Source organism: Syntrophomonas sp. UBA1041, from assembly GCF_002316705.1.
In the GTDB taxonomy this organism is placed as follows: domain Bacteria; phylum Bacillota; class Syntrophomonadia; order Syntrophomonadales; family Syntrophomonadaceae; genus DTU019.
In genome coordinates, this window is record NZ_DCEA01000063.1 from 1 (window position 1) to 26,998 (window position 26,998).

Below are 26,998 nucleotides of genomic sequence, written 5' to 3' on the forward strand. Positions count from 1 at the left end.
ACCCAACTGCTCCAGGAACAGCAAGCCCATAACCACTACCAGGGCTGATGTTGATCTGACGACACTGGGCAAATTGATGCGTGAGCAGAATATCAAAACCGTTCCGGTGGTAGATGAGGATGCCAAGTTTCTAGGCCTGGTTACCATCGGCGATATGGCCCTGCTGTTCCTGGAGCAGTTGGGTTCGGGCATCGATATTGCAGAAACTCCGGCAGTGCTGAGCCGACTCCTGGCCTTGCGGGTGGGTGAGGTGATGAAAAGCCAGGATCTGGTTCTTTTCGAACACGACGATACCATTGAAGAGATCAAAAGGAGTATGTTGAGCACCCGTTTCCGCAATTATCCGGTAGTAGGCGAACAGCACCGCTTCCTGGGCATGATCTCGCGCTACAACCTTTTGGCCATGCGCCGCAAGCAGCTCATTCTGGTGGATCATAATGAGAGCAAACAAGCCATTGACGGGATTGAAGAAGCAGAGATCGTAGAGATTATCGACCATCACCGGGTGGGCGATCTGCAGACCCTGTCCCCGATATATTTTTATAATCAGCCGGTCGGGTCGACCTGTACCTTGGTTGCCGAGCATTTCTTTAATAGCCGGGTGCCTTGCGACAAGAGCTACGCGAGTTTGATGCTGGCCGGCATCATGACCGATACCATGTTGTTCAAATCGCCCACTACCACGGAAAAAGACCGCAAGATCGCCCGGCAACTGGAGCAAATAGCGGGACTGAACGGGCTGCAATGGGGAAAAACCATCCTGGAAAAGGGAAGGCATTTTGACGAACAGGATGAGCTCAGCATGATAACCTCTGATTTAAAGGAATATCAACAGGATCACCTGCTCTTCGCCATCGCTCAAATCGAGACCCTGGAGCTGCACCAGCTGCACCACCGTCAGCAGGAACTGCGCCGGGCTATGGAGGCACTGTGCCAGTCCCGCGGCTATGATTTCATGTGTTTGATGGTCACCGCTATTCTGGAGGAATGCACCGAGCTGCTCATCGCGGGTCCGCAAGCCATATTGTTGGAAGCCGCTTTTCAAAGCCAGGCCCAACAGGGGGTAATGGCACTGGACGGGGTAATGTCCAGGAAGAAGCAGGTGGTTCCGGTTATCATTCAGCATATCAGGCAAAAACAAATCGTATAGAGCATTTCGAAAACCGAAAATGAACAGTACCTGCCGGGGGCTTGAGAATCGACATCTCAGGCCTTTTTCTTTTTGCATAAAGTTACCATGGCTAAAATATTATTGTTACAGGCCATGCTTGGCTGCCAATTTATATGCCACGGAAAATGCCTCGCCAGGGAGATTAGTGCATGAACTTACGTTTTAAATTAAAAGAGCATTTTCGCGAAAACCGCATCCAGTACTGCATGGTGGTAGCGCTTTTTACGTTGGGATTAATCATGGGAGCCTTCAAAGTGGGCGACCTGGACGGAGCGGTCCGAGAGCGGCTGCTGCAAATGATCGATCTCTATCTGGGGGGCCAGGAAGGAGTATACGGCCCCACCGTTTTTGTCAGCGCTTTGATCAATCAGGGCCGGTTTATGCTGGCCATCTGGGCCTTGGGACTGACGGTGATAGGCATCCCCCTTATCCTGGCGGTGATCTTCATGCGGGGCTTTTCGCTGGGATTCACGGTGGGGTTTCTGTTTCAGGAAAAGGCCGGTCAGGGGGTATTATTAACCTTTATCTCACTTCTGCCGCAAAACCTCATCTATATTCCGGTTTTGCTGATCGTGTCCGTTGTGGCGGTAAACTTCTCGCTGTATATCGTGCGGGGGCGCAGCTACCGCAAAGCCCCCTTAGGGGTTAGCCTTTTGGGATATACCTCGCTGTTCGGCGTCCTGATGCTGGTATTTATGCTGGGGGCCTTTATTGAAGCCTACCTGGTACCCTGGCTTTTACATAGCTTTATAAAATAATGGGAGGTGTCTGAATTGGTTATTCTGGTCGGAAATTGGAAAAAGAAATTGGTCAAAATTCTCGCTGTAATCGCTTTAATTGCAGTCTTTGCCGCTGCCATGCCGCTGGTGACCGGTCTCCTCTATGAACAGGTTCCGGTTATAAGCACCTGGTTCCAGGATGAACAGCCCAGCGGGAATCCTATGAGGGTGGAAAACGGCGAAAAGAATTCCAGGTTCCAGCAGCTGGTGGATCAGTTTGTCTTTAAACTGCAGGAATTTTACTATGAGGAATAGAGGAGGTGCAGGAAAAGTTTTTAAAGATGTCTAATAGAATAAAAAAATGAAAGAAACTTGGGCCATGTTAACCTGCCTTGAAGCTTTTATTGAATACCTTGACTATGAGAAAGGTTTGTCACTCAACAGCCGGGAAGCCTATCGGCGCGACCTTACCAAATTGTATGCTTTTCTCGAAAGTACTGGTCGGAGCGTTGATCCGGTTGAGCTTAATAAACAGGATATCATGGCTTTTTTGACCTGGCAGCTGGATAAGGGTCAGGCTCATTCCACCATTGCCCGCAGCCTTTCCAGCATCAAAGGCTTTTTCAAGTTTCTTATCCTGGAGGGGCTGATAACCCATAATGCTGCCCTGGATTTAGAAAACCCGCGTATCAAACGCCATTTGCCCCGGGTTCTTACGGTATCCGAAGTAGACCGCCTGATGGAGATCCCGCCGGTGGCCATACCACGCGGTTTGCGGGACCGGGCTATGCTGGAATTAATGTACGGCACCGGGATACGGGTGTCCGAAATGCTGGCCCTGGAGGTCAACGATATCAACTTAACTGCAGGTTTTTTGCGCTGTCTGGGCAAAGGCCGCAAAGAACGGATTGTTCCCGTAAACGGCAGCGCCCTCCGCTGGGTGGAACATTACCTGGCGCACGGCCGCCCGCTTTTGCTCAAAAATCTTAGACAGCACACCCTGTTCCTCAATGCCCGCGGCAGCAGTATGAGCCGGCAGGGTTACTTTAAAATTCTGAGCGGATATGCGCAGAAAGCCGGCCTGGACAAGGATATCACCCCCCATACCCTGCGTCATTCCTTTGCCACCCACCTTTTGGAAAACGGGGCGGATTTGCGTTCTGTACAGGAAATGCTGGGCCACGCTGACATTTCCACCACGCAGATCTACACCCATCTGACCCGCTCCCGGCTTCTTGAGGTGTATCAGCTTTATCATCCCCGCGCCTGATGCTTACCCCTCTTAATGCTCAGGTTCATTTGGGGTAAGCTATGATCATAATTCATGGCATTATACGACAGGTTGATAATATTGAGACCGACCAAGGAGGTTTGCAATGAAGAGAAGGGCTATACTGATTATCCTGGACGGGGTTGGGATTGGCGCCGCTCCGGATGCTGCCCTGTACGGAGATGAGGGCAGTAACTCGCTGGTCAATACTGCTGCGGTGCTGAATGGATTGGCACTTCCCAATATGGCCAGCCTGGGACTGGGGCATCTGGCCAGGATACCGGGGGTGAGCGCTCAACCCGCACCGATTGGGGCTTATGGGTTTATGGAGCCGTTGTCTAAAGGAAAAGACAGCACTACCGGGCATTGGGAGATTATGGGAGTGGTCTTGAGCCAGCCGTTTCCCACCTATGGGAAAGGGTTCCCGGAAGAGATTATCAAATCATTTGAAGAGCAGACCGGGCGCAAGAGTTTGGGCAATGTTGTCGCATCCGGCACCGAAATCATCGAACGCCTGGGGGACCAACACATAAAAACCGGCTGTCCCATCGTTTATACCTCTGCCGACAGCGTGTTTCAGATAGCCGCCCATGAGGATGTAATTCCCGTGGAGGAACTGTATGCCATGTGCAAGACTGCCCGGGAATTGCTGCAAGGCGAGCATGCCGTAGGCCGGGTCATCGCCCGCCCTTTCATTGGACAACCCGGGAGCTTGCAACGTACCAGCAACCGTCATGACTATTCTTTAGTCCCTCCCAGGAATATACTGGACTTTATTGAAGAAGCCGGCGGCAGGGTGGTCGGCATAGGCAAGATTAAGGATTTATTCGGGGGGCGCGGGGTCAGCGACAGCCGTCCCACCACTTGTAATGAAGACGGCATCGAGTTGCTCAAATCAGCCCTGGGCGAGGCGGACAGCAGTCTGATTTTTGCCAACCTGCTCGATTTTGACCAGGTTTACGGGCATAGGAATAATGTGTCGGGATATGCCCAGGCATTGACCCTGTTCGATGAAGCCCTGGCAGAGATTATGCAGTTGATGCACCGGGAGGATCTTCTGATCATTACGGCTGATCACGGCAATGATCCCACTACACCCAGTACCGATCATTCCCGGGAATATGTGCCTTTGCTGGTATATGGGCCCGCCTTCCCCGGAGGGGTGGAGCTAGGGCGGCGGCGCGGGTTTAGCGATGTAGGCCAGACCATAGCCGAACACCTGGAGATACCGGTTCAAGGGTTGGCCGGCCGAAGTTTTTATAAGGAATTGAAAGGGTTGTCATGAATTACCAGGACTTAATAATGAAAAAACGCGATGGATCAAAGCTCAGTGAGGCTGAGATCAATGTGGTCGTCAAAGGTATAAGCGATGGGAGCATGCCGGATTACCAGATTTCTGCCTGGGCTATGGCCGTTTATTTTCAAGGAATGGACAGTGATGAGACCACCTGGCTGGCCCTGGCTATGGCGCGCTCCGGCGACAGCATGGATTTGTCGCCTGTCAAAGGCATCACTGTAGATAAACACAGTACCGGCGGCGTAGGCGACAAGACCACGCTGGTGGCCATTCCGGTAGCCGCCGCAGCCGGGGTGCCGGTTGCCAAAATGTCCGGACGAGGCCTGGGCCACACCGGCGGCACCATTGACAAATTTGAGTCGATTCCCGGATTCCGGGTGGAAAAAGGCTATGAAGAGTTTATCGAGCAGGTCAACTGTTTGCATGCGGCTGTTATTTCGCAATCAGGCAATTTGGTGCCGGCCGACAAACGCCTCTATGCTATTCGCGATCTGACCGCTACTGTAGAGAGCATCCCTCTCATCGCCTCCAGCATAATGAGCAAGAAGCTGGCTTCCGGCGCAGCCGCTATTGTCCTGGACGTCAAGGTAGGGCAGGGGGCTTTCATGAAAGAGGTCGGCTCCGCCCGGGCCCTGGCAGAGGCAATGGTGGCTATCGGTCAGGGGGCCGGCAGGAAGATGGTGGCAGTTTTGACAGATATGGAACAGCCACTGGGGAATATGGTAGGGAATGCCCTTGAAGTAAGGGAGGCCATGGATACTTTACAGGGCCGGGGGCCCCAGGATCTGACCGAGATTTCCGTATATCTGGCCGCAGAGATGATTTTCCTGGGGCAGAAGGCAGACAGCCTCGAGGCCGCGCGGAGGTTGGCCCGGGATACTTTAAGCTCTGGAAAGGCTGCGGATAAGCTGGGCCAGATCATCGCCTGGCAGGGCGGGAGCTGGGATGAAAAAAGCCCCGGCTTTGGCCTGCCGGAGGCCGGCTTCAAACAGGCCGTGTGTGCGGACCGGAGCGGTTTTATACAGCGTATCGATGCGTTTGCAGTCGGACGGGCAGCTATGCACCTGGGAGCAGGGCGGGAGAGTCTGAATGACGTCATTGACCATGCCGTAGGGGTGGAACTCTTGAAAAAATGCGGAGATAAGGCAGAGGCCGGCGAACCCCTGGCAATCATGCATTACAACCGCCCGGAGCGGATGACGGCAGCTCAGGAATTACTGGCCCGGGCTTACCGGATCGGCAGCCAGGCTTTGCCGTTAACCCCGTTGATTTTCGATGTTATTCGGGGAGAATGATTGAATAATTATCGCAGAATAATAAACAAGTCGTTTTTCTACAAAATAAGCAAGAGGTGATAGCATTGTACTGGCAATGGTTTAACCCGACCCGGATTTTTTTCGGCAGGGGAGTAGTAGCTGAGCAGGCCTCCGGGCTTGCGGAACTGGGGCACATGGCCTTGTTAGTGACAGGTGAAGGGAGGTCCAGCCGGCTCAACGGATCTCTTGGGGATGTGCAGGAGGCTCTGAGCAGAGCCGGCCTGGGTTGCCAGATTTTTGACCAGGTTGAAGCCAATCCGAATCTGGAAACGGTGCGGGCCGGAGCGCAACTGGCCAGAGAGGTTAAGGCTGATGTGGTGATCGCCGTCGGCGGCGGATCTCCGCTGGACGCAGCCAAAGCTATTGCCGTTCTGGCAGTCAATGATTTGGACGATGAAAGCTTGTTTGCTGCGGAGTTCACCGCAGCCTTGCCTACAGTTGCGGTTCCGACTACTGCCGGAACCGGATCGGAGGTAACTCCGTACAGTATCCTCACCTATCCCAAGATACAAAGCAAGCGCAATCTTTCCAGCCCTTTGCTGTATCCCGCCCTGGCCCTGGTGGATCCTGATTATTGTGCGACCCTGCCCCGCCACATCACGGTGGATACTGCTATGGATGCTTATTCACACGCCCTGGAAGGATATTTAAGCCTTAAAGCCAACCCCTTCAGCGACCGATTGGCTGAAGAGTCTTTGCGCATCCTGGGGGAGCAGCTGCGCCGCTTATGTTCAAAGGATATTCCTGCTGCGGAGGAGCGGGAAGCGCTCTCTTACGGATCGGTTTTAGCCGGCATGGTGATCAGCCAGACCGGCACCTCCATTCCTCACGCCCTGGGTTATGCCCTCACCTATTTCAAAGATATGCCTCACGGACGCGCCAATGGGCTGCTCCTGCCCGCTTACCTGCATTTCAATCTCAACAGCAAGGCCGGGGCTCGGGCGCAGGCGGTGCTTGATGCGTCCGGTTTTGATGATGAAGCGCATTTTGCCGCAACCATGCAGCAGCTGGCAGGTGAACCGCCCTATTGCAGTGAGCAGGAAAAGCAGGACTTCGTGGAGATTTGCTTGCGAGCTAAAAATATCCGCAATAATGTGGTTCAGCCCCGGGATGAGGATGTGGTTGATATATTCAGGCTCAGCCTGGGTTAGACGCGGCGGGTTTACCCCCGAAGCCAGGATTACCGGGTCAGCCACCCGGCCTGAACCACGCTGAATCCATGTACTGAATCTGAACCCTCGGTTTTGGAAAATTCAATGGTTACGTCTATTCCACCACTGACATTGCTGAATTGGGCAATATATTTCACCATGCTGGTCTGCGGATAGACTGTGGTGCTGAAATGGCTTTTTGATTGATAAACCCCATAGCTTTGGGTTATGTCTTGGCTGAACTGATCAAACTCGGCCTCAGACACCGTATTTCTCATATGCTCGTCAAAGTGCAGCGAGAAATTCTGGTAATCATTTTGTGAGAGCGCCATTAACATCTGCTCTGCAATGGGATCGGCGTGATTCCTGATGCGGGTTTCCTCGCGGAAGGCAGGCCGTCCCAAACACAGAGCCAGGATCACAAAGATGGCCAGTACGGCAACAGCAAAATACTTCAATATTATCGCTCCTTCCTTCCCTCCCTGGAATGGGGGAATTGACAATATCCCGGCTTAACCGCTCCTTGACCGGCCGCTTGGCCAAGAAATTTCTTGCCACTGTATCAGGGTAAAGAGAATAAACAATGTTTCTCTTGAGAAGACTTTTTTACCTGGCCTTGATTATGGAGGTATTCCAGGTGCGCGATGGCTTCGCCGGTGGCAAACCAGCGTTGGAACAACGGGGATTCATTCCAGTTTTTGTAATGCATATCCCAAGTCATCGAACCCGCTACCTGATAAGCGGTCTGGGCTCCATTGGCCAGAATCTGCATGATTTCATTTAATCTGACCCGGTGGTGCTCCTGCAGCTCCCGGACGCGGGCGGCGCAGTTGTGGATCAAACTGCGATGACCGGGCAATACCATTTTGACATGCAATTGCTGAATCTGCTCCAGGCTGTTTAAATATGAACCCAGCGAATCGTTCACATTAGGCCAGGCAGTGATGTTGGGGGTGATATCGTCCAGGATATGATCCCCGGAAATCAATATCTGCTGAAAGGGTTCATATAGGCAGAGGTGCCCCGGGCTGTGGCCCGGCGTCAGTATGGCTTCAAAGCGATATGAGCCTACGGAAATACGGTCTTTCGGGTTCAGGTAAACATAATTCATGAATTCTCCCGAAATATAGTCGCGCTTGTTGTAGCCTTTCCCCAGCATATTTGCCGGGAAACCGTGCCGGTTATAGAGGCGGTCTGATTCCCGCCCATAAGCAGGAGAAGCGGTCTCCATCAAGAGTTCGGCATCGACGCGGCTGCAGTAAACCCGCGCGTCCGGGGAACAAAGCTGATAAACCAGCCCGGAATGATCGCCATGCAAATGGGTTATAAAAAAGTCAATTTTGTCTAGTGAGGCATTAAACAGCTTAAGCCCTGACTTAAGGGCCTGAAGGCACTCCGACCAGTTGAAACCGGTATCTACCAGCAGGTGCCGCTCAGAACCTTTAATGAGATAGGCATTGGTGTATTTTAAAGGGTTTTTGGGCAAAGGCACTTCAATTCTATAAATATCCGGTAAGACTTCCTCTGGCATAGCTGATCTCCCCGAAACTTTATCCATATTCTTAAAGTATATCATATATCTTCCTGCACTCTGTAAACCCCTTAGCATAATACCCTCATTTCCTAAATATAATCTATTAATGACATCTTGGGGAGGTATCGCCTGCTATGAAAATCGGCAGAAACTGGGCCTGGATTGTCCTCGGCGCTTTCATCATTTGTTTGGTGTTCCCGGCAGCGGCAAAAGCTGAAACGCTGGACATCAAAGCGGAATCATACATCTTGGTGGATGCTGATTCCGGCCAGGTGCTGCTGGCGCATAATGAGCATAATAAAATGGCGCCGGCCAGCATGACTAAACTGATGACCCTGATTTTAGTCGCTCAGGACCTGGAGGCCGGCAAAGCGTCATTGACCGACATGGTGGTTGCCAGCGAAAATGCCTGGAAAATGGGAGGGTCCCAGATTTATTTGGAACCCGGCGAAAAGCTGAGTCTGGAGGAGATGCTGATATCCATCGCTGTCGGATCGGCTAATGATGCCTGTGTGGCTGTGGCCGAACATCTCGAAGGAAGTCATGAAGCATTTGTGGAGCGAATGAATAAAACCGCCCGGGAGATGGGGCTGCAGGATACCAATTTTGTAAATTCCTATGGTCTTCCCGCCGAGGGTCATTACAGCTCAACCTATGACATGGCGGTCATAGCCCGCGCCGCTCTGAAATATCCCAAGCTGTTGGAGTACAGCTCGATTAAAGAATACGATCTGCGCAACGGGGAATTCAAGTTGTTCAATACCAATAAATTGTTGTGGTGGTATCAGGGCGCAGATGGCTTTAAAACCGGTTGGACCAATGAGGCCAAATACTGCCTGACCGCCACCGTGAAACGGGATGGATTGCGCCTGATCGCGGTAGTGATGGCCTCGCCGGAGCCGCGCGGAAACTTCCGGGACAGCATGCTCTTATTCAATTATGGCTACGCCAAACATGCTTATAAGAGCTTTTTCGAAAAGGGCAATGTATGCGGAGCGGTTAAAGTAGGCAAGGGTTTAGCCGACAGTATTGAGGTAGTGGCCGCTGCCGATGTTGGCACAATTTGCTTGAAAGGTGAGGAAAAGTCCCTTGCTTACAATCAGGTTCTGCCGCGGTATGTCGATGCCCCCATCGTGAAAAATCAGAAGATTGGAGAAATCGAGATATACAAAGACCAGACCCTGGTAAAAAAGGTTGACCTGGTAGCGGCTCAGGACGTCCCCGAAGCCGGGGTATTGAAAGAAATACTCAAACTTCTTCAGGGGGTGTTCCTCTTAAGATAAGCGAATGGCGGCAGCCTGCTCCTTTACAGGGGAGGTTTTTTTGATACCAAATTGAAAATGGGGACGGTTTTTTGTCACCAGGTGACAAAAAGGACCGTCCCCATTTTTCAACTTGTAGAAGGAAGGAGACATTGTTCCCGCTTCGTCCCTACAGGGCGCCGTTTTTGGTGTTATTGGCGAATCAAAGCTTTATTAGCTGGAATTTTGTGGAAGGAAAGAAGCGGGCGCTGTAGAATGAACTGAATAGTATCGTGTCAGTGAGGGGAGAAGCAGAATGAGCCTGGAGTTTAAAAAAGTTCGCAGTACTTTGGTGGTACGGGTCTCAGGTGAAATGGATATGCTCATTGCGGATAAAATGCGCGCCGAAATAGATAAGAGGATCGATGACAGGAATATTAAGAACCTGGTATTGAACCTGGAAAAGGTCACTTTTATGGATAGTTCCGGCCTGGGTGTGGTGATCGGGCGCTACAAGAGGATTACCGCCAAGCAAGGCAGAATGTTTATTGTTGGCGCCAGACCACAGGTGGAGAAGATATTGTTTTTTTCCGGGGTCAACCGGTTGGTGCCGCTGTACAAGAGTGAACAAGAAGTAATTAACATCTAGGAGGTGGACGCCGGCGCAAGCCGGGAAACTCTATGAATGTACGGAATTATGTCAGGTTTGAATTCTTCAGTATCCCGGAGAATATTGCCTTTGCCAGGTCTTGTGTGGGCGCTTTTGCGTCGCAATTGGACTGCACCCTGGAAGATGTCGAAGAGATTAAGCTGGTTGTATCCGAAGCGGTATCCAATTGCATTATTCACGGCTATGAAAACAACCCTACTCAGATGATTACAGTGATCGTGAGTATTGATGATCACGGCGTACTGGAGATCGTGGTGGAGGACCGGGGCCGGGGCATAGAGGATTTACCCCGGGCCATGGAAGCAACCTATTCCAGCGATCCCACCCGGATGGGGCTGGGATTCACCTTTATGAAATCGTTTACCGATGATATGCAGGTCGATACCGCGCCCGGCAAGGGAACCACGGTGCGCTTGAGACGCTCTTTTCTGAAAAACGAGGAAGCCCTGGCATGAGGAGTTGATGATGGTGTCCTCTTATGATAATTACAAGGAAACCGAAGAGCTGCTCGCCAGGGTTCAAGCCGGCGACAACAGCGCCCGGGCCAAAGTGTACGAAGCCAATATCGGTTTGGTATATATGGTCATGGAGCGCTTCAAAAACACCTGTTATGATTATGAAGACTTGTTCCAGGTGGGTTCCATCGGGTTGTTGAAAGCTATCGACAAATTTGATTTTCAATACCAGGTGCGCTTTTCCACCTATGCGGTGCCGATGATAATCGGGGAAATTAAAAAATTCCTGCGCGATGACGGGATTGTCAAAGTGCAGCGCAGCATCAAGGAAAACTATGGCAGGATACGCTGGGCTCAGGATAAGCTGCGCGGCGAACTGGGGCGTGAGCCCAGTGTAGCGGAAATTGCCAGCACACTGGATATGGTCAAGGAAGATGTGGTGACAACCATCGAGGCCTGCCAGGCGCCGGCTTACATTCATGATGCCTTACCGGGGGACGACCGGGGTTCGCCGTCATTGATAGACCGCCTGGGGGATGAGGAAGGCAGCGTTCGGCTTTTGGAGCAAATGGCTTTGCGGGAGGCTTTGAGTAAACTCAGTGCCCGGGAGCGAGAAGTTATACTGCGCCGCTTTTTTAAAGACGAAACCCAGTCGGCAATAGCCACTGACCTGGGGGTTTCGCAGGTGCAGGTTTCCCGGATCGAAAAGATGGCCATTACAAAACTTAAAGAAATGCTGGGATAGTGTTAAGGAAACCATGAGAGGCGTTATCACTGGTGCTGTCGTGACACCAGGTTAACGCCTCCCTTTATGTTTACGGGAATAAATATGTGTGAGGTTCAGCAAAATATACTGTAAGTCAAAATAAAGGAGGTTATATTTTGCAGGTGAGAGTGGCAGAATTCGTGGGTCAATCCAATAAAAGCTGGCAGGACGCCATAGAACAGGCTGTAAGTCAGGCATCTAAAAAGTATCGCAACATTTCCGGAGTAGAGGTCATCAACTGGACAGCCGGTTGCCAGGGTGAACGTATTGTGGAATATAAAGCCGACGTCAAAATTGCCTATACAGAGTAGGGACGTTTTATTAGAACTGCCGCGGAGGCCTGGAAAGCACGGATTTAGATGCTTTCCAGGCCTCCGTTGCTGAATAAGAATCTGTCAAAATGTGCATAATATGTTAGGCAAGGAGGCATGATATGGAAACGCCTGATAAGAAAATAAAAGCAATAGAAAAACAAGAATACGAAGATCTGGCCAGTCAAATCAGACCTAAGCCAAAGCTAGCCCGCAATATGGCCTGGGCTTTTGTGGTGGGGGGACTCATCTGCATGTCAGGTCAGTGGATAATAAATTACATGGTGAGCCTGGGGGTCAGCCTTACCGATGCCAGCACATCAGCTTCCTGCATCCTTATTTTCCTGGCGGCCTTGTTCACCGGCTTAGGATATTATAATGAGCTGGGACAGCATGCCGGAGCCGGTTCCATAGTGCCTATCACAGGGTTTGCCAATGCGATTGTGGCATCCGCCTTGGAGTACAAAAGGGAAGGTTATATTTTTGGGGTGGGGGCCCGGATTTTCAGTGTGGCCGGACCAACCCTGGTGTTCGGATTTGTCATTGCGGTTCTGGTGGGATTGATCAAGGTCTTTCTGACTTCATAATAAGGGGAGGCAACCATATGCCGGGAAGAAAAAAACGCGGCCAGCAAACCGTAGTATTCGACAGCCCTCCGGTAATTACCGCCTGGGCTTCAGTGGTAGGCCCTAAAGAAGGCGAGGGACCCTGGGGTCAGGATTTCGATCTAGTTTTGGAAGACTACCTGTTTGGAGAAAAAACATGGGAAATGGCCGAGCACAAGATGCTGCGCGAAGCTATCACCCGTGCCGTCGACAAACGCAATTTCATGCCTGAGGATATTGACCTGCTCCTGGCCGGGGATCTCTTAAATCAAATCGTGGCTTCCAACTTCGCGGCCCGCGACCTGGAGATCCCGTTTCTGGGCTTATACGGCGCGTGCTCAACCATGTCCGAAGGTCTCAGCGTAGGGGCTATGCTCATGGATGGAGGCTATTTCGAACGCATTGTGGCCGCAGCCTGCAGCCATCATTATACTGCTGAAAGACAATACCGCTTTCCCACCGAACAAGGGGTGCAAAAAGCTGCCACCGCCCAGTGGACCGCTACCGCAGCCGGGGCTGTACTGCTGGAAGCCAGTGGAAGCGGGCCCTCTATCAAGAGCATTACGGTTGGCAAGGTCATAGATATGGGCCAGACAGACCAGTCTGACATGGGCAGCGCCATGGCCGCTGCCGCGGCCCATACCATTAAAACCCATTTAAGTGATCTGAATCTGCCCGGTGATTATTATGATTTGATTGTCAGCGGAGATCTGGGCCAGATTGGATCGGCCATTGCCCGCCAGCTATTCGTGCGTGACGGCATCATTAGTCCCGAATACAGTGATTGTGGGGTTTTGCTTTACGATCAAAGCCAGACGGTAGGCTCCGGCGCCAGCGGCTGCGGGTGTTGCGCCTGTATGCTCTGCGGTCCGCTGTTAAAAAAGATGCAGAAGGGCGAAATCAATAAACTGCTTTTAGTGGCCACCGGGGCTTTAATGAGTCCGGTCACCTCGTTTCAAGGCGAGTCTATTCCCAGTATTGCCCATGCGGTTGCTATAGAAACGGCCTAGACCAAGTTGGATAGGAGGAAATGCACTAATGGTTCCTTTATACATGGCTTTTTTAGTAGGCGGTCTGTTATGTGTCATCGGTCAAATTGTCATGGATGCCACCAAACCCACTGTTACCCCGGGTCACATTCTGGTGGGATACATATCCGCAGGGGCTATATTGAGCGGCCTGGGCCTTTATCAACCCCTGGTAAATATTGGCGGTGCAGGCGCTACTGTGCCTTTATCCGGCTTCGGCCATGTTCTGGTGCAGGGTACTCTCAAAGCGGTGGAGCACAAAGGCCTGTTAGGCGCTTTTAGCGGCGGTGTTGAAGCGGCTGCGGCCGGTATCACAACAGCTATTGTATTTGGCTATGTGGTAGCGGTTATCTTCAATCCCAAAGGCTAAGGCATGAAATCGCTTCGAGTACCGGTAATCATAGTAACTGATGGGGATAAGGCTGCCCAGGCGGCAGTGGAAGCAGCTTGCTACGATCTGGATCTGTTCTTTTTACGACTGAGTGCGGGAAATCCTACTCCAGTGAGCGGTCCCGAGGCCATCAGCCAGGTATTGCAAGCCCCCAAGGCTCCGGTGGTAGTGATGGTGGATGATCACGGCAAGACCGGAATCGGAGCCGGTGAAGAGGTCATGGAATGCCTTTTGCGGGAGCCGCGCATCGAGGTTCTGGGTGTGGCCGCGGTTGCATCCGACACCCGGGTTAAAGGGGTCCCGGTGGACTGCTCCGTTACCGCTCAGGGGCAAGTGGTTTCCGTCCCGGTCAATAAAGCAGGATACAGTCAACCTCAAGCCGATCGTATTAAGGGAGATACGGTGGAAATCATGCATAAACACCCTGAGGTTACGGTGGTTGGCTGCGGGGATTTGGGCAAGATGAATGGCCGGGATGACAAGAGTCAGGGAGCCGCCATAACCAGCCGCTGCTTGCAGGAAATCATCGACCGCTCCAGGCATAGGCCCAAACCTCATCCTCAGAACAAGTCGCCCAAAACATAATCAGGGAGGATAACGGCACATGACTCAAGTTGGAATACCGCGGGGATTATTTTATTTTTACCAGTATCCCCTGTGGAAAACCTTTTTTAATGACCTGGGGGCAGAGGTGATAACTTCCAGCCCTACCAGCAGGAAGACCATCGACCATGGTATAGAAAATACTGTTGATGAATGCTGTCTGCCCATAAAAGTATACTTCGGACACGTCAGTGAACTTATCGAAAAACAGCCTGATTACATCCTGGCCCCCCGTTTGATAAGTACGGAGATGAGAAGCTATATATGTCCCAAATTCATGGGAGTCCCCGATATGATTCGGGCCAATTGGCCGGACTGCCCGCCCTTGATAGATATCACTGTTGACTGCAGCCGTGATACCCGGCAATTATGGAGAGATATCTATCGGGTCGGCGGCTTGTTTAACGGCAGCAAGAAAAGCATCCTGGCCGCTTATGAACATGGCCTGCGCGAGATGAAGCGGATGCGGGTTTGGACCCGGCAAGGCTATTCGCCTCTGGAAGCCATCGAACTATGGGAAAAACATGGGGAAGCGGCGGCTGAGTCCCCGGATAGCGATATCTGTGTGGGGGTTTTAGGCCACGGTTATTCACTGTATGATCCTGCCATCAGCTTGCAGTTGACCGATAAACTGAGGCAAATGGGGTGTAAAGTGGTGTTTCTGGAGTCCTGCCTCCGGGAACACCTGGAAGAGGAAGCCGCCCGGCTTCCTAAAAAAATGTTTTGGACCCTGGGCAGAAAGATAGTGGGATCGGCCCTGGTAATGGATAAAAGCCCTGAAATCGATGGCATAGTATACCTGGCCTGTTTCGGCTGTGGGCCGGATTCCATGGTAGGTGACATTGTAGCCCGCAAGGTGAGGCATAAACCATTTATGCTGGTGACTATAGACGAGCACAGCGGCGAAGGAGGCCTGGTAACCAGATTGGAAGCCTTTTGCGACATGTTGAGAAGAAAGAAGGTGCAAGGGTTTGAAAGTGACCTTTCCCCATATGGGTTTCATGCACATTCCCATTAAATCCCTGCTGGAGGGGCTGCGTCGTGAGGTGGTGGTTCCGCCTCCTATTACCGAGCATACCCTGGCTCTGGGCATTAAACATGCTCCGGAATTCACCTGCCTGCCTTTAAAAATCGGCCTGGGCAATTATATCGAAGCGCTTCAGGCCGGCGCCGATACCATTTTAATGGCAGGGGGCTGGGGGCCATGCAGATTCGGATATTATGCTCAAGTGCAAAGGGATATACTGCAGGAGCTGGGCTATGATTTTCAAATGGTTATATTGGAAGCGCCTGATTCCAAAGTATCCCAGCTTATAGATCAGCTTAAGCGGCTGGGTGAAAATGTGTCTTTTTTGGAGGCTGTACAGGCCATACGTTTTGCCTGGTATAAACTGGCCGCATTGGAAAAGGCGGAGGAGCATTACCTTTATATCCTGCCCCGCACCACGGAAAAAGACCGGGCCGAACAACTGTGGGATCAGGCCCTATTACATATTGATCAGGCGCAGAGCCGCAAAATCATAGATGAATTCGTATCCGATGCCATCGGCAGCTGGAACCGGCTGGAACAGCACCATGAGCCGGTATTGCGCATAGGGCTGGTGGGGGAAGTCTATACGGTTTTGGAACCTTACTCCAATCAATATATTGCCCGCAGTCTGGGCCGGCTCAATGCGGAGGTCACTAATTCGATCCGTCTGACAGAGTGGTTAAACGATCATTTGTTTAAAGGATATCTGATCAAATCGCGCAAACCGTACATAACCGGTTGCGCCCGCCCCTACCTGGCCAGCAGTGTAGGGGGACACGGCTTGGAGACGGTTGGCACCACAGTGGATTTCGCCCATGAAGGTTATGACGGGGTGATTCAGGTCGGTCCCCTGACCTGCATGCCGGAAATAGTGGCCCAAACCATATTGATCCGGGTGGCCAAAGAAGAACAGATTCCCTGTATGACCATGTATTTTGATGAACATTCCGGCAATGCCGGAATCCAAACCCGTTTGGAGGCCTTTACCGATATGCTCAGGCGCCGCAAAGCGGCCCCGGGCAATTACCGTATTTTTCAACAAGGAGGAACAAACAGTGCAGTATTTCCTAGGGGTTGATATCGGCTCAGTCAGCAGTAATTTCGTGCTGCTGGATTATAATCAAGAGGTGAAGGCCAAGGTTTATTTGCGAACCAACGGGCATCCCGTCAATGCCATCCGCGAAGGTTATCTGGCGCTGCGCAATACAATGCCTCAAGACGCCAGAATTGCGGGTGTAGGGGCCACCGGAAGCGGCAGACACCTGGCGGACATCATGCTGGGGGCCGATGTGGTGAAAAATGAGATCACTACCCATGCGGTGGCGGCCTGCCACTACGATCCGGCCTGCCAGACGGTTATTGAGATAGGGGGGCAGGATTCCAAGATAATCATCTTACGGGATGGCATCGTGCATGACTTCGCTATGAACACGGTTTGCGCCGCAGGCACCGGTTCTTTTTTGGATCAGCAGGCGGCGCGGCTGGGTTTGCCGATCGAGCATCTGGGTGAGCAAGCCCTGGCGTCTACCCGGCCGGTCCGTATTGCAGGACGCTGCGGGGTGTTTGCCGAGTCTGACATGATACACAAGCAGCAAATGGGCTATCCCATGAGTGATATACTTATGGGTCTGTGTGAAGCCCTGGTGAGGAATTATTTGAACAATGTGGGCAAAGGCAAAAAAATCCTCAGCCCGGTGGTATTCCAGGGCGGAGTGGCTGCCAACCGGGGCATCAGAAAGGCTTTTGAAAAGGCCCTGGCCCTGCCGGTCGCCGTTCCCCGGCATCATGACGTGATGGGCGCCGTAGGCGCCGCCATACTGGCCCGGGAAGAAACGGCGCAAAAGATGAAAAACAGCCGGTTCAGAGGGGACGATTTTGTTTTGGAAGGCGATTTTCAAACCCGCAGTCTGGATTGCCAGGGATGCCCCAACCTTTGCGAGGTGGCCTGTATAATGCGCGACCGCGAGGTTCTGGCCTATTGGGGCGACCGCTGCCGTAAATGGGACACTTCGCTCAAGCCGGCCGCCCAAGAGCAAGCGGTGGTGGGGTAAGGCTCAATCTTCTTCCAGCACTGCCAGAATCCGTTCTTTAACCTGGTATAGCGAGAGCGGAGAATGGGGTTCCGCCTTCATATCGATTTCCAGACGCACCTGTGCGGGACGAGCGGAGAGCACATATATGCGGGATGCGATCAGAAAAGCCTCCTCTATGTCATGGGTGACAAATAAAACCGAGGAGCGAAAGCGCTGCTGCAGATCGACAAGCCAAAGATGCATCTTGCGGCGCGTAATAGCGTCCAAGGCGGCAAAAGGTTCATCCAATAACAGGATGTCGCTGCTAAAAAGGTAGGTTCTTAATAGGGCGGCCCGTTGTTTCATACCCCCGGATAACTGCCGGGGGTAATAGTTTGCAAAACCGGTCAGGCCGAAGTCGTCCAGGTGTGCTGCCGCCTGCCGCCGGGCTTGCTCCCTGGGGATTCCCCGGAGCAAGAGCGGCAGCGAGACATTGTCGATGATCGTTCTGGAATCGAGCAAAAGGTCTTTTTGCTGCATATAGCTGACCCGGCCGGTTCTGCCGGTATGATCCCGCCCGTCCATATAAACCCGCCCCTGTTCAGGACGCATCAAGCCGGCGATAATATGCAGCAAGGTGCTTTTCCCACACCCGCTGGGGCCTAGGATGACGACCACCTCATGCTCTTTGAGACCCAGGGAGAGATCATTTAAAGTTAAAACCCCCTGCAGGGTTTTATACAGCCCTTTTACCTCTAGTTTCATCATCAATAATAACCTGCGTTTCCGACTCTATTGCGCTGCGGGCAGAAAGTCATTGCTGAAGGCCGTGGCAGTGTCAATTTGGCTTGACAACAGTCCGTTCTCAAACATGAAATCAGCATACCCCTGCCATACCCCGGCTTGCATTTCTCCCCAGCGGGAGGCGTCAGCCTGGTACTGGGCAGCCAGATAACGCTGGCTGTTAATAACCAAATCGCGGTTCAGTTCAGGTATTTTGCCCAGGAGTATTTCCGCGGCTTTATCGGGGTCTTGTATCGCATACTGATAACCGCGGCTGGTGGCCTTCATGAACCTTTTTGCCAGGTCCGGGTTGCTGTTTAGCAGGTTCTCACGGCTGACCAGAACCGGGGTGTAATAATCCAGGCGGGGTTCGACCTCACGCAGGCTGATAAAGCTCAGAGGCATATTCTTAAGTTCCGCCTCAATGCCGGTCCAGCCCCAGAAAATCCAGGCAAAGTCTATATCCTTTTGGACGCTGGTGAAAAAATCGGCTGAACCGATGTTTAAAACCTTGAGCTTACTGAAATCAGCCTGGTATTTATTCATCAAGGATTTTAAAACCGCCTCCTCCGCCGGGGACCCCCAGCCTCCATACGTTTTGCCCTCAAAATCAGCCGGGGCTTTAACGCCGCGGTCCTGCGGGGCCGCAAAACCGGAGGTATTATGCTGGATGACGGCGGCTACGGCCACCACCGGTATGCCCTGCGAGCGGGCCATAATGATCTCTTCCTGGGCTGATATGGCAAAATCGCCCTGTCCTGCAGCCAGGAGCTGAACCTGGCCGCCTTCAGGGGGCTGTATGATCTCCACATCCAGGCCTTCCGCCTGGTAATAACCCTGTTGCTGAGCAACATATAGCCCGGTGTGATTGGTGTTGGGAAACCAGTCTAAAAGCACTGTGACCTTCTGCAACGGGGCCTGCCGGGTTGGGGGAGTATTGCCGCAGCCCGGTAAGGCCAGCAACGCTGCCATCAAGAATAAAGCCACTATTTTATGTTTCATTTGATATTCCTCCTATTGCCATAATTGATGAGAATAAATCTTCCGATTCCAGGGGACCAGCAAGTACTCCAGCAAATCTACCGCTTTAACCAAGAGCAAGCTCAATATACAGATGATCGCCACCGCCGCCAGAACCCGGTCGATAGCGAAGCCCTTCTGCTGCAAAGTCATATAGTATCCCAAACCTCGCTGCGCCCCCAGCCATTCCCCGATTACCGCAGCCATGATGCTGTAGGTGGCGGAGATACGCAGCCCGGCGAAAAAGGAAGGCAGGGCCGCAGGCATAATCACCATGCGAAAGGTTGCTAAACGTTTGGCGCCCATAGAGCGAAACAGGTCCAGGACATCCGGATCCACCGACTGCAGCCCGTTAAAGAGATTTATTACCATGGGGAAAAAGCATACCAGGATAATAATCAAAATCTTTGGCAGGATGCCCCAGCCGAACCACAGCGGCAGCAAGACCGCCAGTACGATCAGAGGTATGGTCTGGGATACGATAAAAATCGGGTATAAGGCCTGATACAGCCAGGTCAGGTAATGCAGCAAAAGTGCCAGGATAAGAGCCAGGGCTATTGAAGCCGCAAAACCCAGCATGGCTTCCATCAGGGTGGTCTGGGTATGATGCCACAACAGTGCCGCATGGTTAACCATAGCCTGCAGCACCTGCCCGGGGCCGGGCAGGATCCAAACCGGCACCCGGCTCACCCTGACCCCCGCATCCCAAAGCACTATGGCCAGGATTACAACCAGGACCGGGTATAATTTAGGGGCGGTATTTATGTATCTTCTCATCAATGGTTACTCCGTCCGGACGGTAGTCGATCTTAATGACCGACATCACCGAGGAAGCGCCTTCAGCAATGCAGATGTCCTGAGCTTTTTTTACCAGCTCCAGCAAAATCTCGATATCACCCTCAATGGTAGTCTCCATAGGCCCGACCGCGTAAGGCAAGCCGCTGCCCTGAATCATCTCTATCACCCGGTCGACAACATCATACACCCGCTCCGCAGCTACTCGGGGCAGAACCTGCAGACTGAGGTTGGCATTTGCCATTCCATCTCCTCCTTTACAAAATAATTGAGACCGCTAATCTGAATAAAGCGGTCTCGCGCGAACCAATCGGCTCTTAGTTCCTACGCTGGCATTACCCAGATCAGGTTCAAGGGTCAGGGCCGCATTTAACCCACTCTCAGCCGGATGGCTCCAGCTCCCCTTTGTAGTTTGAATTATTATACTCCCCTGAGGCGCTGATAATCAACCTGTAATCATATAAACATTCTTGTTGAAATATTTACTGCTGTGCTATACTAACCTCAAAGTGGCCCGTGCCGCTGCGGAGATCATATTTTTATAAGATGAGAGGAGCGAAGCTGAGATGAGTAGAGAACAGCTCACCAAAATCATTTTGCCTGAAGAGAAATTGCCGAAATTCTGGTACAATGTTCAGGCGGATATGCCCACACCATTATCACCGGGTTTAAATCCTCATAGCAAACAGCCCCTGGCGCCAGCTGATTTAGAACCGCTTTTTGCGCGGGAATTGATCATGCAGGAAGTATCCACTGAGAGGTATATCGAAATACCCCGGGAAGTGCGGGAGATTTATAAAAAGTGGAGGCCTTCCCCGCTGTTCAGGGCTCATGGTCTGGAAAAAGCCCTGGATACCAGCTGTCATATTTATTATAAATATGAAGGCGTAAGCCCGGTGGGCAGCCACAAACTGAACTCGGCCCTGCCCCAGGTGTTCTACAATAAAGCCCAGGGGATCAAACGCCTGACTACTGAAACCGGGGCCGGTCAATGGGGCACGGCCTTATCCCTGGCCTGCAAAATGTATGATATCGAAGCCATGGTTTACATGGTTAAAGTCAGCTATTATCAGAAGCCCTACCGGCGCGTAGCCATGGAGGTTTATGGCGCCAAGTGCGTGCCCAGTCCCAGCCCGTTGACCGAAAGCGGACGCAAGGCTTTAGCCCAGAACCCGGATATGCCCGGTACTCTGGGCCTGGCCATCAGCGAGGCGGTGGAAGACGCCGCCGGGCGTGAGGATACCAATTACTCACTGGGCAGCGTTCTCAACCACGTCTGCCTGCACCAAAGCATTATCGGGCAGGAAGCCAGGCTGCAGCTGGAAATGGCGGATGAGTATCCCGACATTGTGATAGGCTGCTGCGGCGGTGGCAGCAACTTCGCCGGGATCGCTTTTCCATTTATCCCGGACAAATTGAAGGGCGGCCAACTTCGCCTCATCGCGGTCGAGCCGGCCGCCTGCCCGACCCTGACCAGAGGGGTATTCGCTTATGATTACGGCGATGTAGCCGGGTTTACCCCGTTGTTGAAAATGTACACCCTGGGGAGCAGTTTCAGCCCTCCCGGAATTCACGCCGGAGGACTGCGCTATCACGGCGAATCGCCCCTGGTGAGCCAATTGTATCATGACGGCCTGATTGAAGCTGTCGCGGTTTATCAAAATGGGGTTTTCCAGGCCGCGCAGTTATTTGCCCGGACCGAAGGCATTATCCCTGCTCCCGAGTCCTCTCATGCCATCCGGGTAACCATCGACGAAGCCCTGAAGGCAAGAGAGCAGGGGGTACAGCGCACCATCGTCTTCAACCTCAGCGGGCATGGCAACCTTGATCTGGGCGCATATGACAACTTCCTCGCAGGCATCACCGAAGACGTTGATTTCCCTGAGGAGGAACTGCAGAAGAGCCTCAGCAATCTCCCGCAGGTTTAGGCTGTATTTGTCTTTCAAACTTTTATACGTACCATCTATCATTCAGGCATAATTTGAATAAGCCAGGGGTTCTTGCTTTTTAAAGCAAGGCTCCTGGCCCGTTATTTTTATAGCTTTTACTGGTATGAGTCAGGGAATCGTTTCGGTTAACAAGTGAACTGGTACATCTGAACCTGAATAAACCGGGCAACGGCTAGGGGAAAGATATTATCCCTTTTTCAGTGACAACAGCGGTTACATAAGTGGCGGGAATCAGATCAAAACCCTCTTCCAGTGGCAGGGGGGGATAACTTGAGGCCAGTTTGTGGGATTCACATAGGCAATAGAAAGGAATCTGGCGTTCAAAGCAGGTTCTGGCCAACTGCAGGCTGGGGTAGCCATTGATCAATGAACCGTCGGAAAGCACGCTGTCAGCTCCTACCAATCCCAGGCTGACCCCCTGAATACTATCTAGCCGATCCTCCGCGACAAGATCACAGCCGACTCCGCCTGCCTGCAAGGCGGAAGCCATCATTTCTCCATATTTTAAGCCTTGCGCCTGAGACTGCTCATCTACGATCAAGGCCGCAAAGCTGCGGCCTGCTGCAGAGGCCTGTATCAACGCCGAGCAAACCGTGGCGCTGAAGCTGCAGCTGATGATCTGATCGCCTGGCTTGATCAGTTCCGCTCCATTCATAACGGTATCATGGAATTTCAGGTCCAGGCTGTGTAAAATGGATTCCACCAGCCGTGCGACCGAATCTACCGGTTCAAAGGGCACGCTCTCGGCTTTCAGGCCTGCCATGCCGTCGATAAAAACCTGCAGGCCATTCTTGATAGCCGCCATGGCAGGCCTGATTTCCTGCAGCCGCAGGGCCATGGCGGTAAGCTGTTCCAGGTAGTCCAGCCAGTCTCCGCAGGGCAGCTCTGCGGCCTCGTCCTTTAAAATCAACAATGCCTGGCGCAGCAGAAAACTGGCGCCATGTTTACGATCCAAAGCCAGCTGCCCGGCCTTCATCTCCTGTCTATTCATCGGCCACTCTCTGCCAGGTTTCGTAGAGCATCGGTACGCAGTCATATTTTTTTATGTCCTCCGGTTCGATCCATTGGAACTCCACATGCTCCCAATCAATGATGATCCTTCCGGGGTGCTTGACATAAAAGCGAAAAGGATGGACCAGCCACATGATGCCCGCTTCCGTATCGGGTACTTCCAGAATTGCCCCCGCTTTGACCAATATAATGTCATCACTGCACAGACTGGCTTCTTCCTTTATTTCCAAATATGCCTGGCTTAATGCGCTGCGGCCTTCAGGCAGATATCCGCTCAAGCCCGCCCATTTACGCTGATAAGAGCCCACTTGCGAACTGCGCTTTAACAGTAAGATTTTACCCTGGCTTTCCATGAAACAGGTGATGACATGGTTGGTAACCATCATATACCTCCTTAAAAATGGGTGTGACGAAATGCTCGAACCGTATAACTCGGTGGACTGGCTTGCCCCGCGATTTTGCCTGGGTTATATTAACTATAATACATGGAAAGGAGCCCTCATGGCTACTATTGACCAACGCTTGTTGGCAGCCAGCCGGATGATCATCCCTGGCGGCGCGGTGGCTGATATCGGAACTGACCATGGCCAGCTGCCATGTTTTCTGCTGGAAAAGGGTCTGGCTCCACAGGTAGTCGCTACTGAATGGGGGGATGGCCCTTATCAGCGCGCCCGGGAGCATATTGAGACTTCACCCTGGTCAGACCGTATTGCGGTCCGGCAAGGAAATGGCTTAGAGGCTTTAGCCTGGGGTGAGGTTCATACTGTCGTCATCATGGGCATGGGAGGCGACCTTATGGCTGAGATATTGAGACGGGACTGGCATCTGACCTCATCATTTGCGCGTTTGGTCCTGCAGCCCATGACCCGTCCTGCGGTACCCCGCCTTTTGCTGGCCGCAAAGGGCTGGCCGCTCATTGATGAACGGGTGGTAAGAAGCAGGGGGCGCTTCTTTGTCCTTTTCAGCTACCAGCCCGGCGACCGTCCCTACCGGCTGTCCGCCCTGGAGTTGGAAGTGGGGCCACAGCTACTCCAAGCCCGGGACAGCATTGAACTGGAGTACCTGACTTATTGCCGGCGCAGGCTTAAAGCCCGCTGTCAAAACCTGTCCCTTTCCAAACAGCCCCAGAATCAAAGCAAGCGGCTGAAATATGAATTGATGGGCCGGGAATTGGAGGAAATAATCGATGGCAAATCAGGTTAAGGATATCACTGCGATATTAGAGCACCACTATCCGCCCTATCTGGCAGCATCCTGGGATAATTCCGGACTGCAGCTGGGCTCATATCTTGCCCCGGTAAAAAAAGTGGGGGTGGCTCTGGAGCTGGAGCCTGAAGTGCTCGCAGAGGCTTTGCATCTCGAGACGGATATGATCATCACCCATCACCCCTTATTTTTTCAGGGTGTTAAAAGACTGGAAGCGGATACGGCCTGGGGGAAGATGGTATATGAGTTGATTGCCAAAGGCATAACGGTTTACGCAGCGCACACCAATCTGGATGCGGCCCCCCAGGGTTTAAACCAGCACCTCGCAGAAATGCTGCGATTACAGGACATTGAGCCGTTATTGGCGGACCAGCGGGATGAACTATGCAAAGTCGTGGTCTATGTACCGTTCAGTCATGTAAAAGCGGTGCAAAAGGCTATGGCTGAGGCAGGGGCCGGGCATATCGGCAAGTACTCGGCTTGCAGTTTCCGCACCCCGGGAATCGGCAGCTTCCGTCCTGAGGACGGAAGTCAGCCATTTATCGGCTCTGTCGGGGTGCTGGAAGAGGTTGAGGAATACCGTCTGGAGACAGTTGTAGAACAGAGCGGTTTAAATCGGGTGCTCAAGGCCATGCACTCCGCGCATCCTTATGAGGAGGTCGCTTACGACGTTTACCGTCTGGCTAACGGCGGCCGTATTTATAGTATGGGACGCAGAGGCCGGCTGGCACAGCCCTGCTCACTGGAGTCACTGGCCGGAAAAGTTAAAACGGTTTTTGGCTGCCAGGGGGTTCGCGTAGTAGGAAATTATCGACAAATGGTGCAGCGGGTCGCCATGATCAGCGGTTCCGGAGGGTCTTTGCTGGCACGGATCAATCCTGAAGCGGCCGATGTGGTCATAACCGGGGATGTAAAATACCATGAAGCTCAAGAAGCGCGCCTTAAGGGTATGAACGTAATCGATGCCGGACATCAGGAACTGGAGAAGCATATGATCGCTCTGGTAAGCGCTCTGTTGGAAGATGAATGCAGACATCAAAAGCTTTCCCCGGAGATTCTCAAACTGAAAGAAAGCCCTTGTTTTAGGCTTTTATAATCGATAAGGCAACAGTATATGCAATTGTGCCAATATCCCGGCAGGATGCCTCGAAATGGAATAAAATGGAATGCACCGTAAAATTGGGACTCCATGCATAAAAGCCTTTTTTAACAGGTAAAATGTATATAACAGTTTTAAGCCTATATTTTTCAAAAAAAATTCCGAAAAAGATTTTTAATAGCAGGAATTGCCGTTTTTTTGGGGAATGTAAAATATGGTTAATAAAATAACATAAGGGAGGACTATGTCGTGAACAAATCGGAACTTGTTAAGTCAATAGCGGAGAAGGCAGAAATCACCCAGAAGGATGCTGCCAAAGCCCTGGATGCTACGGTGGAAGCCATTCAAAAGGCCCTGGCTGGCGGGGATAAAGTGCAAATCATCGGTTTCGGAAGTTTCGAAGTACGCGACCGCAAGGAAAGAAAGGTTATCAGCCCGGCGACCGGGGAAGAAATTAAGGTTCCTGCCACTAAAGTTCCGGCATTCAAGCCTGGCAAATCCCTTAAGGAAGCGGTTGCGGTAAAAATACCCGTCAAAGTGACCGCTAAGAAGAAAGGCGCAAAAAAGAAATAGCTATATAAAAAAAGAGGTATACCTCGTATACCTCTTTTTTTATGTCCTTAAAAAGTGTTTGAATTGATGGGCAAGCAAATCTGTAAGCGGAGTTCTGTATTCGATAGTCATCTATCTGGGATGCCAGTTGCCTGACACCTCTTGCGACCTAACCCGGGAACGAGGCGGGCAACCTCATGGTTCCTCTATTCGGTCTTGCTCCAGGTGGGGTTTACCGAGCCGTTTAGTCGCCTAAACGCTGGTGAGCTCTTACCTCGCCTTTCCACCCTTACCCCGCGAATGCGGGGCGGTCTGTTTCTGTGGCACTAGCCTTAGGGTCGCCCCCACTGGACGTTATCCAGCACCTTGCCCTGCGGAGCTCCGACTTTCCTCAGGTTTAAACCTGCGACTATCTGATTTACTTGCCGCCCGATATCAATTCATGCAGGGTATATTATAATGAATAGGCGGCCAATTGTAAAGCAACGGGGAAATATCCCTTTTCACAAAAAATATGACGCTCTTTGAAGGAATAAAGGATTTTTTAGAGAATACATAACCTAGCGAAAGCAGGGAGTAACGGGGTGAGATAATAAATCTTCAAGTTCCTTGTTTTACCTTTGCTCGAATTATAATATACTTACTAAAGAGATAAAGGGGGGTGAAGAAAGATGTTGTTGTTCGGATCGGAGCAGGCAGCTAGCGGGGTTTTTTACAACGGTCCTCTTTTTACCTTATTGGTAATCATTTTAACGGTATTCATTTTTCTGAAATTCTGTGGATGGGCCAAGAAAAGAACGATGCCAGCCGGCACTAAAAAGGGAATTTTTATACTAACGGCGCTGGGCGCTGTAGCTTTTAACGTCATGTACTCTCTGGGAAATTCGGCGTTTGAGCAGGGCCAGGGTCTCAATATGGCTACTATCGCAGTGGTTTCAGCCTTGCTCTGGGTATTTGTATTCTCTTATGCTTTGATGTCAGAAACAAAATAAAGTATAGTCCTGGAAGGCGGC

Annotated in this window: 32 protein-coding genes, 1 other RNA gene and 1 riboswitch; of the genes, 24 read left to right on the plus strand and 9 right to left on the minus strand. The window is 51.9% G+C overall.

Annotation, left to right across the window (positions count from 1 at the left end):
- The 7 genes from B2633_RS08895 to B2633_RS08925 form a co-directional block, all read left to right on the plus strand.
- The coding region (locus B2633_RS08895; protein ID WP_483170251.1) for a putative manganese-dependent inorganic diphosphatase at positions 1 to 1,150 on the plus strand (1,150 nt) is incomplete at its 5' end.
- A gap of 170 nt (positions 1,151 to 1,320) precedes the next feature.
- Positions 1,321 to 1,929 (plus strand): stage II sporulation protein M, encoded by a 609-nt coding sequence (gene spoIIM, locus B2633_RS08900; protein ID WP_481040544.1) that lies wholly within the window; start codon positions 1,321 to 1,323, stop codon positions 1,927 to 1,929.
- Between the two features lie 15 nt (positions 1,930 to 1,944).
- Complete coding sequence (locus tag B2633_RS08905) at positions 1,945 to 2,205, plus strand: hypothetical protein (protein WP_483170252.1); 261 nt, start codon at positions 1,945 to 1,947, stop codon at positions 2,203 to 2,205.
- Between the two features lie 46 nt (positions 2,206 to 2,251).
- Complete coding sequence (gene xerD, locus B2633_RS08910) at positions 2,252 to 3,160, plus strand: site-specific tyrosine recombinase XerD (protein WP_483170253.1); 909 nt, start codon at positions 2,252 to 2,254, stop codon at positions 3,158 to 3,160.
- Between the two features lie 106 nt (positions 3,161 to 3,266).
- Positions 3,267 to 4,445, plus strand: coding sequence for a phosphopentomutase (locus B2633_RS08915; protein WP_483170254.1), 1,179 nt, complete (start codon positions 3,267 to 3,269; stop codon positions 4,443 to 4,445).
- Complete coding sequence (locus B2633_RS08920; RefSeq protein ID WP_483170255.1) at positions 4,442 to 5,752, plus strand: thymidine phosphorylase; 1,311 nt, start codon at positions 4,442 to 4,444, stop codon at positions 5,750 to 5,752. The genes B2633_RS08915 and B2633_RS08920 overlap by 4 nt, the downstream gene beginning before the upstream one ends.
- A 65-nt stretch (positions 5,753 to 5,817) precedes the next feature.
- A complete protein-coding gene (locus tag B2633_RS08925; protein WP_483170256.1) occupies positions 5,818 to 6,924 on the plus strand; it encodes an iron-containing alcohol dehydrogenase family protein in 1,107 nt (368 codons plus the stop codon).
- 29 nt (positions 6,925 to 6,953) lie between these two features.
- Here B2633_RS08925 and B2633_RS08930 read toward each other — a convergent pair whose 3' ends face one another.
- Positions 6,954 to 7,382, minus strand: a complete 429-nt coding sequence (locus B2633_RS08930; protein WP_483170257.1) for a hypothetical protein — start codon at positions 7,380 to 7,382, stop codon at positions 6,954 to 6,956.
- A gap of 104 nt (positions 7,383 to 7,486) precedes the next feature.
- A complete protein-coding gene (locus tag B2633_RS08935; RefSeq protein ID WP_483170258.1) occupies positions 7,487 to 8,455 on the minus strand; it encodes an MBL fold metallo-hydrolase in 969 nt (322 codons plus the stop codon).
- A 137-nt stretch (positions 8,456 to 8,592) separates the two neighbouring features.
- Between B2633_RS08935 and B2633_RS08940 the strand changes: the two genes are divergently transcribed.
- The 12 genes from B2633_RS08940 to B2633_RS08995 all read left to right on the plus strand — a co-directional run bounded on the left by B2633_RS08940 (position 8,593) and on the right by B2633_RS08995 (position 17,609).
- The gene (locus B2633_RS08940) at positions 8,593 to 9,741 is read left to right on the plus strand and encodes a D-alanyl-D-alanine carboxypeptidase family protein (RefSeq protein WP_483170259.1); all 1,149 of its coding nucleotides are present in this window, start codon (positions 8,593 to 8,595) and stop codon (positions 9,739 to 9,741) included.
- A gap of 274 nt (positions 9,742 to 10,015) precedes the next feature.
- Complete coding sequence (gene spoIIAA / locus B2633_RS08945) at positions 10,016 to 10,348, plus strand: anti-sigma F factor antagonist (protein WP_481040526.1); 333 nt, start codon at positions 10,016 to 10,018, stop codon at positions 10,346 to 10,348.
- 32 nt (positions 10,349 to 10,380) lie between these two features.
- Complete coding sequence (spoIIAB, locus tag B2633_RS08950) at positions 10,381 to 10,824, plus strand: anti-sigma F factor (RefSeq protein WP_481040524.1); 444 nt, start codon at positions 10,381 to 10,383, stop codon at positions 10,822 to 10,824.
- Between the two features lie 13 nt (positions 10,825 to 10,837).
- Positions 10,838 to 11,569, plus strand: coding sequence for a SigB/SigF/SigG family RNA polymerase sigma factor (locus B2633_RS08955; RefSeq protein ID WP_483170260.1), 732 nt, complete (start codon positions 10,838 to 10,840; stop codon positions 11,567 to 11,569).
- A 143-nt stretch (positions 11,570 to 11,712) separates the two neighbouring features.
- Entirely contained in the window at positions 11,713 to 11,901 is a 189-nt protein-coding gene (locus tag B2633_RS08960) for a dodecin family protein (RefSeq protein ID WP_481042984.1), read from the plus strand.
- A 122-nt stretch (positions 11,902 to 12,023) separates the two neighbouring features.
- Positions 12,024 to 12,488 carry a stage V sporulation protein AC gene (gene spoVAC / locus B2633_RS08965; protein ID WP_483170261.1) on the plus strand — a complete coding sequence of 155 codons (465 nt, stop codon included), beginning with the start codon at positions 12,024 to 12,026 and terminating at the stop codon, positions 12,486 to 12,488.
- 17 nt (positions 12,489 to 12,505) lie between these two features.
- Complete coding sequence (gene spoVAD, locus B2633_RS08970; RefSeq protein WP_483170263.1) at positions 12,506 to 13,516, plus strand: stage V sporulation protein AD; 1,011 nt, start codon at positions 12,506 to 12,508, stop codon at positions 13,514 to 13,516.
- A gap of 28 nt (positions 13,517 to 13,544) precedes the next feature.
- A complete protein-coding gene (gene spoVAE / locus B2633_RS08975) occupies positions 13,545 to 13,904 on the plus strand; it encodes a stage V sporulation protein AE (RefSeq protein WP_481040516.1) in 360 nt (119 codons plus the stop codon).
- Between the two features lie 3 nt (positions 13,905 to 13,907).
- The gene (locus B2633_RS08980; RefSeq protein ID WP_483170264.1) at positions 13,908 to 14,510 is read left to right on the plus strand and encodes a stage V sporulation protein AE; all 603 of its coding nucleotides are present in this window, start codon (positions 13,908 to 13,910) and stop codon (positions 14,508 to 14,510) included.
- 19 nt (positions 14,511 to 14,529) lie between these two features.
- Positions 14,530 to 15,546, plus strand: coding sequence for an acyl-CoA dehydratase activase-related protein (locus tag B2633_RS08985; RefSeq protein WP_483170266.1), 1,017 nt, complete (start codon positions 14,530 to 14,532; stop codon positions 15,544 to 15,546).
- Entirely contained in the window at positions 15,506 to 16,636 is a 1,131-nt protein-coding gene (locus tag B2633_RS08990) for a CoA protein activase (RefSeq protein ID WP_483170323.1), read from the plus strand. Before B2633_RS08985 ends, B2633_RS08990 begins: the two co-directional genes overlap by 41 nt.
- Positions 16,614 to 17,609 carry an acyl-CoA dehydratase activase gene (locus B2633_RS08995; RefSeq protein WP_483170267.1) on the plus strand — a complete coding sequence of 332 codons (996 nt, stop codon included), beginning with the start codon at positions 16,614 to 16,616 and terminating at the stop codon, positions 17,607 to 17,609. The genes B2633_RS08990 and B2633_RS08995 overlap by 23 nt, the downstream gene beginning before the upstream one ends.
- A 3-nt stretch (positions 17,610 to 17,612) precedes the next feature.
- Here B2633_RS08995 and B2633_RS09000 read toward each other — a convergent pair whose 3' ends face one another.
- The 4 genes from B2633_RS09000 to B2633_RS09015 are packed head-to-tail and all read right to left on the minus strand — an operon-like array spanning position 17,613 to position 20,412.
- The gene (locus B2633_RS09000) at positions 17,613 to 18,338 is read right to left on the minus strand and encodes an ABC transporter ATP-binding protein (protein ID WP_483170268.1); all 726 of its coding nucleotides are present in this window, start codon (positions 18,336 to 18,338) and stop codon (positions 17,613 to 17,615) included.
- Between the two features lie 24 nt (positions 18,339 to 18,362).
- Positions 18,363 to 19,355: an ABC transporter substrate-binding protein gene (locus tag B2633_RS09005; protein ID WP_483170270.1), complete on the minus strand. Its 993-nt coding sequence runs from the start codon at positions 19,353 to 19,355 to the stop codon at positions 18,363 to 18,365.
- A gap of 12 nt (positions 19,356 to 19,367) precedes the next feature.
- Complete coding sequence (locus tag B2633_RS09010; protein WP_483170271.1) at positions 19,368 to 20,150, minus strand: ABC transporter permease; 783 nt, start codon at positions 20,148 to 20,150, stop codon at positions 19,368 to 19,370.
- A complete protein-coding gene (locus tag B2633_RS09015; protein ID WP_483170272.1) occupies positions 20,122 to 20,412 on the minus strand; it encodes a thiamine-binding protein in 291 nt (96 codons plus the stop codon). Before B2633_RS09015 ends, B2633_RS09010 begins: the two co-directional genes overlap by 29 nt.
- 60 nt (positions 20,413 to 20,472) lie before the next feature.
- A riboswitch (TPP riboswitch) is annotated at positions 20,473 to 20,583 on the minus strand.
- A gap of 151 nt (positions 20,584 to 20,734) precedes the next feature.
- Here B2633_RS09015 and B2633_RS09020 point away from each other — a divergent pair.
- Positions 20,735 to 22,096, plus strand: a complete 1,362-nt coding sequence (locus B2633_RS09020) for a TrpB-like pyridoxal phosphate-dependent enzyme (protein WP_483170273.1) — start codon at positions 20,735 to 20,737, stop codon at positions 22,094 to 22,096.
- 193 nt (positions 22,097 to 22,289) lie between these two features.
- Here the strand turns inward: B2633_RS09020 and B2633_RS09025 are convergent, their stop codons facing one another.
- A complete protein-coding gene (locus B2633_RS09025) occupies positions 22,290 to 23,108 on the minus strand; it encodes an eIF2B alpha/beta/delta subunit family protein (RefSeq protein WP_483170274.1) in 819 nt (272 codons plus the stop codon).
- On the minus strand, positions 23,101 to 23,511 hold the full coding sequence (locus B2633_RS09030; RefSeq protein WP_483170275.1) for an NUDIX hydrolase: 411 nt from the start codon (positions 23,509 to 23,511) through the stop codon (positions 23,101 to 23,103). The genes B2633_RS09025 and B2633_RS09030 overlap by 8 nt, the downstream gene beginning before the upstream one ends.
- 118 nt (positions 23,512 to 23,629) lie before the next feature.
- Between B2633_RS09030 and B2633_RS09035 the strand changes: the two genes are divergently transcribed.
- The 3 genes from B2633_RS09035 to B2633_RS09045 all read left to right on the plus strand — a co-directional run bounded on the left by B2633_RS09035 (position 23,630) and on the right by B2633_RS09045 (position 26,006).
- Complete coding sequence (locus tag B2633_RS09035) at positions 23,630 to 24,331, plus strand: tRNA (adenine(22)-N(1))-methyltransferase (protein ID WP_483170276.1); 702 nt, start codon at positions 23,630 to 23,632, stop codon at positions 24,329 to 24,331.
- Positions 24,315 to 25,430, plus strand: a complete 1,116-nt coding sequence (locus tag B2633_RS09040) for a Nif3-like dinuclear metal center hexameric protein (RefSeq protein ID WP_483170277.1) — start codon at positions 24,315 to 24,317, stop codon at positions 25,428 to 25,430. Before B2633_RS09035 ends, B2633_RS09040 begins: the two co-directional genes overlap by 17 nt.
- A gap of 252 nt (positions 25,431 to 25,682) precedes the next feature.
- Positions 25,683 to 26,006, plus strand: coding sequence for an HU family DNA-binding protein (locus B2633_RS09045; RefSeq protein ID WP_483170278.1), 324 nt, complete (start codon positions 25,683 to 25,685; stop codon positions 26,004 to 26,006).
- 67 nt (positions 26,007 to 26,073) lie between these two features.
- On the opposite strand, the gene rnpB is transcribed toward B2633_RS09045, so the two are convergent.
- An RNA gene (gene rnpB, locus B2633_RS09050) (RNase P RNA component class A) lies at positions 26,074 to 26,410 on the minus strand.
- Positions 26,411 to 26,656: 246 nt separating this feature from the next.
- Between rnpB and B2633_RS09055 the strand changes: the two genes are divergently transcribed.
- Positions 26,657 to 26,977 carry a hypothetical protein gene (locus B2633_RS09055; RefSeq protein ID WP_481040488.1) on the plus strand — a complete coding sequence of 107 codons (321 nt, stop codon included), beginning with the start codon at positions 26,657 to 26,659 and terminating at the stop codon, positions 26,975 to 26,977.
- The last annotated feature ends 21 nt before the right edge of the window (positions 26,978 to 26,998 follow it).